Annotated in this window: 8 protein-coding genes and 1 pseudogene; 6 read left to right on the top strand and 3 right to left on the bottom strand. The window is 72.7% G+C overall.

The annotated features are described in order from the left end of the window. Nucleotides 1-842: sensor histidine kinase (locus AC2W7G_RS04960; RefSeq protein WP_485867460.1), on the top strand; the 842-nt coding region annotated here is incomplete at its 5' end. Then, a complete protein-coding gene (locus AC2W7G_RS04955; protein WP_485867459.1) occupies nucleotides 842-1,504 on the top strand; it encodes a response regulator in 663 nt (220 codons plus the stop codon). The genes AC2W7G_RS04960 and AC2W7G_RS04955, both read left to right, overlap by 1 nt. A gap of 38 nt (nucleotides 1,505-1,542) precedes the next feature. On the opposite strand, the gene AC2W7G_RS04950 is transcribed toward AC2W7G_RS04955, so the two are convergent. Continuing rightward, nucleotides 1,543-2,847: an HNH endonuclease signature motif containing protein gene (locus tag AC2W7G_RS04950; RefSeq protein ID WP_485867458.1), complete on the bottom strand. Its 1,305-nt coding sequence runs from the start codon at nucleotides 2,845-2,847 to the stop codon at nucleotides 1,543-1,545. Between the two features lie 379 nt (nucleotides 2,848-3,226). Here AC2W7G_RS04950 and AC2W7G_RS04945 point away from each other — a divergent pair, with 379 nt between their 5' ends. The 3 genes from AC2W7G_RS04945 (at nucleotide 3,227) to AC2W7G_RS04935 (ending at nucleotide 5,432) form a co-directional block, all read left to right on the top strand. Further along, the gene (locus AC2W7G_RS04945; protein WP_485867457.1) at nucleotides 3,227-4,255 is read left to right on the top strand and encodes a cation:proton antiporter; all 1,029 of its coding nucleotides are present in this window, start codon (nucleotides 3,227-3,229) and stop codon (nucleotides 4,253-4,255) included. Beyond that, a complete protein-coding gene (locus AC2W7G_RS04940) occupies nucleotides 4,183-4,806 on the top strand; it encodes a cation:proton antiporter domain-containing protein (protein ID WP_485867456.1) in 624 nt (207 codons plus the stop codon). The genes AC2W7G_RS04945 and AC2W7G_RS04940 overlap by 73 nt, the downstream gene beginning before the upstream one ends. Before the next feature lie 125 nt (nucleotides 4,807-4,931). Continuing rightward, nucleotides 4,932-5,432 (top strand): hypothetical protein, encoded by a 501-nt coding sequence (locus AC2W7G_RS04935; RefSeq protein ID WP_485867455.1) that lies wholly within the window; start codon nucleotides 4,932-4,934, stop codon nucleotides 5,430-5,432. A gap of 64 nt (nucleotides 5,433-5,496) precedes the next feature. Here the strand turns inward: AC2W7G_RS04935 and lysS are convergent. After that, nucleotides 5,497-6,953, bottom strand: a pseudogene (gene lysS / locus AC2W7G_RS04930) (lysine--tRNA ligase). 94 nt (nucleotides 6,954-7,047) lie between these two features. Further along, nucleotides 7,048-7,713 carry a PilZ domain-containing protein gene (locus AC2W7G_RS04925; protein ID WP_485867454.1) on the bottom strand — a complete coding sequence of 222 codons (666 nt, stop codon included), beginning with the start codon at nucleotides 7,711-7,713 and terminating at the stop codon, nucleotides 7,048-7,050. A gap of 165 nt (nucleotides 7,714-7,878) precedes the next feature. Between AC2W7G_RS04925 and AC2W7G_RS04920 the strand changes: the two genes are divergently transcribed. Then, the coding region (locus tag AC2W7G_RS04920; RefSeq protein WP_485867453.1) for a Na+/H+ antiporter NhaA at nucleotides 7,879-8,484 on the top strand (606 nt) is incomplete at its 3' end.

Below are 8,484 nucleotides of genomic sequence, written 5' to 3'. Positions count from 1 at the left end.
GTCGCCGACCTCGGGCTGGAGCCGGAGGTGGCCGCGCTGCTGACCGGCACGGCCGAGGTGCCACGAACGCGGTCGTGCTCGTGCGCGGCCGGGTCCTCGTCCTGAACCACCGGCCGGCGTCCAGCCGCGGCGCCGGCATCGGCTCGGTGACGACGATGCGCGACCGCACCGAGGTCGTGGCCGTGCAGAACCAGCTCAGCTCGAACCTGTCGATCACCGACACCCTGCGCGCCCAGACCCACGAGTTCGCCAACCAGCTGCACACCATCTCCGGGCTCGTGCAGCTCGGCGAGTACGACGAGGTGCGCACGCTCGTGGGCACCCTGAGCCGGCGTCGGGCCGAGACGGACGCCGCCGTGGCCGAACGCGTCCGCGACCCGGCCGTCGCCGCGCTGCTGGTGGCCAAGTCGAGCCTGGCCGCGGAGGCGGGGGTGGCGCTCGAGCTCGACCGCTCGTCCTCGCTGCCGGCCCTGGCGCCCGTGGACTCCGCCGACCTCACCACGGTGCTGGGCAACCTCGTCGACAACGCGGTGGACGCCTGCCGCGGACGCGCCGGGGCGACCGTCACCGTCCACCTGGCCGCGACGGACGAGCGCGTCGTGCTCGAGGTGCACGACGACGGACCCGGCGTGCCGGCCGAGCTGCGCGAGTCAGTGTTCGTGCGCGGGTTCAGCACCAAGCCGGACGTGCCGGGGGGCCGCGGCATCGGCCTGCCGCTGGTGCGCATGATCTGCACCGAGCGCGGCGGCAGCGTCACCCTGGCCGACCCGGGCGACGGCCGCGACGGCGCTACCTTCAGGGTGGAGCTGCCGCGCGACGCGGCCCGACCCCAGGAGCGCTGATGGACGTCCTCGTCGTCGACGACGACTTCATGGTCGCGCGCGTCCACGCCCGGTTCGTGGAGCGCACCGAGGGGTTCCGCGTCGTCGCCGTCGCCCACACCGGCGAGGAGGCGCTGCGGCTCGCGGCCGAGCACGACCCCGACCTCGTCCTGCTCGACGTCCACCTGCCCGACGTCTCCGGCGTCGAGGTGCTGCGGCGGATGCGCGCCGAGGGCGTCCGCGCCGGCGTCGTCATGGTGACGGCCGAGCGCGACGCCGAGGTGGTGCGCGAGGCCCTGCACGGCGGCGCCATGCAGTACCTGGTCAAGCCGTTCGAGCAGGACGACCTCGCCCGCCGGCTGGAGAGCGTCCGCGACGCCATGCAGGCGCTCGACGCCGGCCCGGTCGACCAGCGCACGATCGACCGCGCGTTCGTCGCGGCCGCCCCGTCGCCGACCCCGGCCGGCCCCACCCGGCGCCTCAGCCCGGAGACCACGGCCCTCGTGCTGGAGGCACTGCGCCGCCACGACGACGTCTCGGCGTCCGAGTGCGGCGAGGAGATCGGCATCTCCCGCGTCAGCGCCCGCCGCTACCTGGAGCAGCTGGTGACGGAGGGACGGGCGGTGGTGCGTCTGGCCTACGGACGCGCCGGACGGCCGGAGCGGCGCTACTCACGCCCGTGAGGTCTCGCGCGCCCACGGTTCAACCGGCTCAGGGAGCGCTAGGCAGGCACGAGGGGGCGCAGCTTCACGTGTCTGGCGTGGCGCAGGGGTCGCTGCTGTGGGTCGATGCGTGGTGGTGGGACGACCTCCACGACTCCGTCGTCGGCGAGGCGGGCTGTCCAGTCGCTGTCGTGGAGCAGGTGGTGATGCTGGAAGCAGAAGAGGGCACCGTTGTCGAGGCTGGTCTCACCGCCCTCGCTCCAGGGTCTGAGGTGGTGGGCCTCGCACCAGGCGGGTGGCCGGTCGCAGCCCTTCCACGAGCAGCCGCCGTCTCGTTTCGCGAGGGCGATGCGCTGGTTCCGGTCGTGGAGCCGGTCGGCACGGCCGAGGTCGAGCACCGGGGAGTCGCCGTTCAGCACGACGGGGAGGATGCCGGCGTTGCAGGCCAGCCGGCGGGCCTGGCTGGCGCTGAGGTCGCAACCGGTGGAGAGCGTGGCCCGGGAGACCCGCTGCTGCAGGTCGTCGAGATCGATGTTGACCGTCACGGTGGCGGCGAGTCCGCCGGCCTGCGGGAACGCGTCCTGCGGCAGGTGCTCGATCAGCTCGCAGAACGCCTGACCCATGCGGCGGGGGTGGTCGAGCCGGCCGATCTCGGCGTCCGAGTGATCGCCGTCGACGTCCCGGAACAGGGCATCCAGGCGTCTGGGTGCGGACAAACCTTCCAGCACCGTGCGCAGCATGTCGGCCTGGACGTCCGGAAGAGCGCCGCGCACCCAGGTCGGCCCGTCGCCGCGGGGCGTGAACATCACGTGCGTCTCGTCCCACGCCTGCTTCTCCTGACGCTCGAGCTGCTCACCGATCACCTCGTCCGCAGCGAGCGGGTCGACCACCTCCACGATCCGATTCGCCAGCCGGCGCAGGTCGTCGGCCCCGAACTCGGACGCGTGCTGCAGGAGGGTCGCCTCGGCGTCGTCGTGCTGCTCGGCCACGAACCACTCCGGCAGCCGGTCCAGCGCGGTCAGGATGATCGACGCCTGCTCGGTCGACACCTCGCCGCTGGACCAAGCCTCGCGGGTCGCCAGGCCTCGGGTCGCGTCGAGACGCGAGAGCTTCACGATCCGCGACGCCTCACGTCGCGCAATCCCGGTCTGGCTCGCCAGCCACGCCACGGTGGAGGCATTGCCGTCCTCACGGGGCAGCGCACGGTCCTCGGCGGCGCCGGTCAGACGAGTCACCGACGACTGCAGACCGGAGATTGCCTGCTGCGAGGCCGCCAGCACCTCACGGATCTCGGCATCGGTCAGCTGCCAAGGCTCGAGCGCACGCGTGTCGTCCAGCAACCCCTCCAGCTCGTCGATCAGCATCCGAGACCCCCGTGTCGAACGTTTGTTCTATCCTACCTCGCGGGCCCGACAGGAACCACCCGAAATCCCCAGCATTCCAAAAGTTTCTTCGCTCGATCTGCTCCTCTCGACAGTCCCAAGGAGTGAGCTCGGGCGAGCCGACAAGGCGAGGTGCGCATCCACCCAACCCGTCGTCATCAGCCTCTCGGGCGACCAACCACCCAAGGCTCGAGGAACGAGGCTCGGGCGAGCCGACAGATCGAGGGGCGCACCCCCTCGTCATCTGCCCCTCCGGTGACCAACCACCCAAGGCTCGAGGAACGAGGCTCGGCCCCACTCCCGTGACGCTCCCGGCCGTGCGGGCGTAGCCTCGTCCAGCCCGTCCATGCCAGGAGGAACGTTGAACGGACTCGAGGTCACCGTCGTGCTGGGCGTCGCCGTGCTGGCGGGGACCGTGCTCGCCACCCGGCTGCACGTCGCGGCACCGCTGGTCCTGCTCGTCATCGGGCTGCTGCTCGGTCTCGTGCCCGAGCTGCGCGAGGTCGAGCTGCCGCCGGACGTCGTCCTGCTGCTGTTCCTGCCGGTCATGCTGTTCTGGGAGAGCCTCACGACGTCGTTGCGCGCGATCCGTCGCGCCTTCCGCGGCATCCTCATCATGAGCACCCTCATGGTCGTCGCCACCGCGCTCGGCGTCGCGGCCCTGGCCCACTGGATGGGCATGCCGTGGGACGCGGCGCTCGTGCTCGGCGCCGCCGTCGCTCCCCCGGACGCGACCGCGGTGGCCGCCCTCGGACGCACGCTGCCGCGGCGTCACTTCATGATCCTCAAGGCCGAGAGCCTGACCAACGACGGCACCGCCCTCGTGGTCTACGCCGTCGCTGTGGGCCTCGCCGGAGGCGGTCACGTCACGACGATCGAGGTCACCGAGGTCGTGCTGCGCTCCTACGTCGGCGGCATCCTTGCCGGCGCGGTGGTCGCCGCCCTCGGCTGCGCGGTCATGCGCTGGGTGCGCGAGACGCTGCCGCTCAACCTCACGCTGCTCATCGTCCCGTTCGCCGCGTACCTGCTGGCCGAGTCGTTCGAGGCGTCCGGCGTGCTCGCGGTCGTGGTGGCCGGCCTGACGATCGCGTACGTGTCCAGCCACGTGAGCACCCCGGCCTCGCGCCGGCAGACGGAGTGGACGTGGCCGCTGGGCTCCTACGTGCTGAACGCGGCGCTGTTCGTGCTCATCGGCCTCGAGGTCCAGGTCGTCGTCCACGACGCCGAGCTCGGGCACGTGGCCCGGCTCCTGGCCACGATCGTCGTGGTGTGGGTCGGCATGCTCGTGGTCCGCTTCTGCTTCCAGACGCTGACGTCATGGTCATCCGCCTGCTCGACCGGCGCCCGTCCCAGCGACTGCGCCGCACCACGGCCCGCAGCCGGGTCGTGACGGCGGTGGCCGGCTTCCGCGGCGCCGTGTCGCTGGCCATCGCGCTCTCGGTGCCGGCGACCCTGGCGGACGGGTCGCCGTTCCCCGGCCGCGAGGACGTCGTCATCGTGACCGCCGGCGTCATCCTGCTGACGCTGCTGGTCCAGGGCCCGCTGCTCCCGGTGGTCGTCCGGTGGGCGAACCTGCCCGACGACACGTCGCCGCAGGAGGAGCGGGTCCTGGCCGAGCGCGAGCTCAGCAAGGCGGCCGCGGACGCCATGGACGACCTGGTCGAGCAGCTCGGCACCAGCGACGCGGCGCACGAGCGCGTCCGCCGCGAGCACGCCGAGCACCTGGCGTCGGTGGACGCCCACGACCCCGCGACCGAGCGCTCGCTGTTCGCCGAGCCCGACGACTACGCACGGCTGCGCCTGGCGCTCATCGAGCGCAAGCGCGACGCCCTGTGGCGCCTGCGGGCCGAGGGCACCGTCGACGACGAGGTGGTCCGCGAGATCCGCACCCGTCTGGACGTCGAGGAGCTGCGCCTCACCGGCATCGAGCCGCTGGAGTAGGGCGCGCGCCTCGCCGCGTCGGGGACCCGGCGTCGCCCGGGCCGTGCAAGCGTCGTGTCAGGCCGGTGCAAGGGCCGTCCCGCACGGTGGGTGGTGACCGTCACCGACCGCCCCGAAGGACCCTCATGAACCACCGCTCCCGCCGCGTCGCCCTCGCCGTCGCCGGTACCGCTCTCGCCCTCACCGGCGCCCTGTCGGCGTGCGGCGGCTCGGACGAGTCCCCCACCTCCTCGCCGGTGAGCGCCGAGGAGGCCCAGGACGACCTGAACGACATCGCCGCGGACGCCGGCGTCCCCGAGGAGTGCGCGGACACGTTCCCGCTCGCCGTGACCAAGCCGGACGCCTCGTCGCTGGAGCTCGTCCCGAGCGACTGGCCCGAGCCGCCGGCCGGCGCCGTCCTGTGTGCGACGAGCTCGATCATGGACGGCGGCCAGGAGTCGCTGGACTACGCGAGCGACGCCTCCGCCGACGAGGTCCTGGCCGCGTACGAGTCGGCGCTGGCCGCGTACGACCCGATCGTCGAGGACCGGGGCGCCGGGACGTCGCTGTTCGGCGAGAAGGACGGCACCGCCGTCCAGGTCACGCCGCAGGACGGCGGGTTCACCGTCTTCCTGGCGACCAGCTGATCCGGCCCGGACGACGACGGCCGGGACCCCACGGGGTCCCGGCCGTCCTGGTCTCAGCCGGCGCTCACTCGCGACGCTGGATCGGGAAGAGGATCGCCTCGCGGATGCCGACGCCCTGCAGCAGCATCACCAGGCGGTCGACACCGAGCCCCAGGCCGCCGGCGGGCGGCATGCCGAACTCGAGCGCCCGCAGGAAGTCCTCGTCGACGTCCATGGCCTCGGGGTCGCCGGCCGCGGCCATGCGCGCCTGCTCCTCGAGCCGCTCGCGCTGGACGACCGGGTCGTTGAGCTCGGAGTAGGCCGGGGCCAGCTCGACGCCGTTGATGATGAGGTCCCACGCCTCGACCAGGCCGGGCTTCGTGCGGTGCCGCTTGGCCAGCGGGCGCACCGACTCGGGGTAGTCGCGCACGAACGTGGGCTGGACGAGGGTGTGCTCGACGAGCTTCTCGTACAGCTCCAGCACGATCTCGCCGGCGTCCCAGCCCTCGCGCAGCGCGACCTCGTGCTGCGCGGCGAGCGCGACGAGCGTCTCGACGGAGGTGTCGACGTCCACCGGCTGGCCGACCGCCTCGGAGACGAGCTCGTGCACGGTGGCGTGGCGCCACTCGGCCTCCAGGTCGATCTGCGAGCCGTCGCGGCCCGGGACGACCGTCCGGCCCACCGCGCGGGCGGCGTTGAGCACCAGGTCGCGCGTCAGCTCGGCCATCGTGTCGTAGGAGCCGTACGCCTCGTACGCCTCGAGCATCATGAACTCGGGGTTGTGCGTGTTGTCGACGCCCTCGTTGCGGAAGGTCTTGCCGATCTCGTAGACCCGGTCGACGCCGCCGACGAGCGCACGCTTGAGGTGCAGCTCGAGCGCGATGCGCAGCAGGGCGTCCTCGTCGTAGGCGTTGACGTGGGTCGCGAACGGACGCGCCGCGGCGCGCCGTTGGTGTGCTGCAGCACGGGCGTCTCGACCTCGACGTAGTCGCGGCCGTCGAGCGTGGCGCGCAACGACTGCAGCACCTTCGCCTTGGCGCGGACGTTGTCGCGGGCCTCCGGCCGCACGATGAGGTCGACGTAGCGCATGCGGGCGCGCGCCTCGTCCGACAGCGGCTTGTGCTCGACCGGCAGCGGACGCATGGTCTTGGCCGCGATCTGCCACGACGTCGCGGCGACGCTCAGCTCACCACGGCGGCTGGTGATGACCTCGCCGGTGACGGCCAGGTGGTCGCCGATGTCGACGAGCGCCTTGAAGTCGGCCAGCGACTGCTCGCCGACGTCGGCCAGCGACAGCATCGCCTGCAGCTCGGTGCCGTCGCCCTCGCGCAGCCGGACGAAGCAGAGCTTGCCGGTGTTGCGCAGGAAGATGACGCGCCCGGCGACCGACACGGTCTCGCCCGTGCGGACGTCCGCCCCCAGGGCCTCGGCGTCGTGGGTCGTGACGACCTCGCGCAGCGTGTGGGTGCGGCCGACCGTCACGGGGTACGGGTCGACCCCGGCGTCCAGCAGGCGCTGACGCTTCTCGCGCCGGATGCGGATCTGCTCGGGAAGGTCGTCCTCGTCGGGCACGGTCGTCGCGTCGCTCACGAGGCCCGAGTCTAGTGGCGCGACGCCGGGCGTCGTGCCGCGCGGGTCAGCGTCCGTTCAGGTCGCGCAGGCGCACCTGCTGGGCGAACAGCATCCGGCGCAGACGGGCGGCCTCGGACTCGGGGATCTCGAAGTGGACGACGAGCTCCGTGCGGTCCTCGACCTCGCGCACGGGGGCGCTGTCGGAGACCCGCGCCGGCAGGTCGTAGGAGTCGTCCCCGATGGTGAACGTCGCCTGCAGCCTGGTGTTGGCCTTGAGGTCCTCGAACCGGGCGGTCGGCACCGAGACGCACGCGGCGGCCTCGCTGAGGTCGACCAGCCAGCCGCTGATGTCGGCGACGTCCGGCGTCGGGTCGATCGGGCGCTCGGCGACGAAGGCGAGCGCGATGCCGGCCGAGACGGGGACGCGGACGAAGGCGCGGCGCTGCTGGCGCGAGGCCGGCCCGGTGATCGCCAGCTCCCAGACGTCCAGGTTGTTGTCGGCGCGACGCTCGTTCAGCCTCACCGGCAGGCTCATGACACCGCGGTCGGCGGGCCACATCACGGTGAGCCCCTCGGGCCGCAGGCCGATGCCGGACTCGCCGTCGACCGGACGCGGCACGACGACGACGGAGCCGCTGACGTCCTCCACCCGCGTCGGCAGCTCCTTGCCGGACAGGTCACGGACGGTGACCAGCTGGTTGACCTCGGGCAAGGGCGATCCGTCGACCATCGCGAGCTCCTTCGTGTGCGCGGCATCCTGCCTGATCGGCACGTGGTGTGCCGACGCAACCACCATTGCTAACACGTATCGGCGGCTCCCGCCCGAAGATGCGCGAAAGTGTCGGCAACCCGACACGGCCGGACGCGACGTGGTCCGGCTCCCTAGGCTGGCGCCGTGACCCGGCTCCTCGACGCCTTCCGTGGACGCGACAAGGCCTCCGCCGCCCTGCTCCTGCTGGCCACCCTGGCGGCGATCACCTGGGCCAACTCGCCGTTCGGCGACTCGTACACGGCCTTCTGGCACACCCACGTGGGCCTCATGGCCGGCGACTGGTCGCTCGGGCTGGACCTGCACGCGCTGGTCAACGACGCGCTCATGGCGATCTTCTTCTTCACCGTGGGCCTGGAGGTCAAGCGCGAGCTGACCATCGGCGAGCTGACCGAGCGCAGCCGGGCGGTCGTGCCGATCGTCGCCGCCGTCGCTGGGCTCGTCGTGCCCGCGCTGCTGTTCTGGGCGGTGAACGCGGGCACGGACGCGGCGCACGCCTGGGGCGTCGTCATCTCCACCGACACCGCGTTCCTGCTGGGGGCGCTGGCGATCATCGGCCCCAGCCACCCGGCGCGGCTGCGGCTGTTCCTGCTGACCCTGGCAGTCGTGGACGACATCGGCGCCCTGGCGGCGATCGCGCTGTTCTACGGCGACGACCTGCGGCTCGGCCCGCTCGCGGTGGCCGCGGCGCTCGTCGTGGCCCTGCTGCTGGTGCGCCGGCTGCCGGTCGAC

It is taken from the genome of Aeromicrobium sp. PFPM2_SD2 (genome assembly GCF_057364525.1).
Note: the sequence above shows the minus strand (reverse complement) of the source record. Positions and strands in the feature narration are given on the sequence as shown.

Excerpts from the sequence above, each read along its gene's own strand:
- AC2W7G_RS04955 (WP_485867459.1), top strand. The coding sequence starts at position 842 with ATGGACGTCCTCGTCGTCGACGACGACTTCATGGTCGCGCGCGTCCAC.
- AC2W7G_RS04950 (WP_485867458.1), bottom strand. The coding sequence starts at position 2,847 with ATGCTGATCGACGAGCTGGAGGGGTTGCTGGACGACACGCGTGCGCTC.
- AC2W7G_RS04940 (WP_485867456.1), top strand. The coding sequence starts at position 4,183 with ATGGTCATCCGCCTGCTCGACCGGCGCCCGTCCCAGCGACTGCGCCGC.
- AC2W7G_RS04935 (WP_485867455.1), top strand. The coding sequence starts at position 4,932 with ATGAACCACCGCTCCCGCCGCGTCGCCCTCGCCGTCGCCGGTACCGCT.
- AC2W7G_RS04925 (WP_485867454.1), bottom strand. The coding sequence starts at position 7,713 with ATGGTCGACGGATCGCCCTTGCCCGAGGTCAACCAGCTGGTCACCGTC.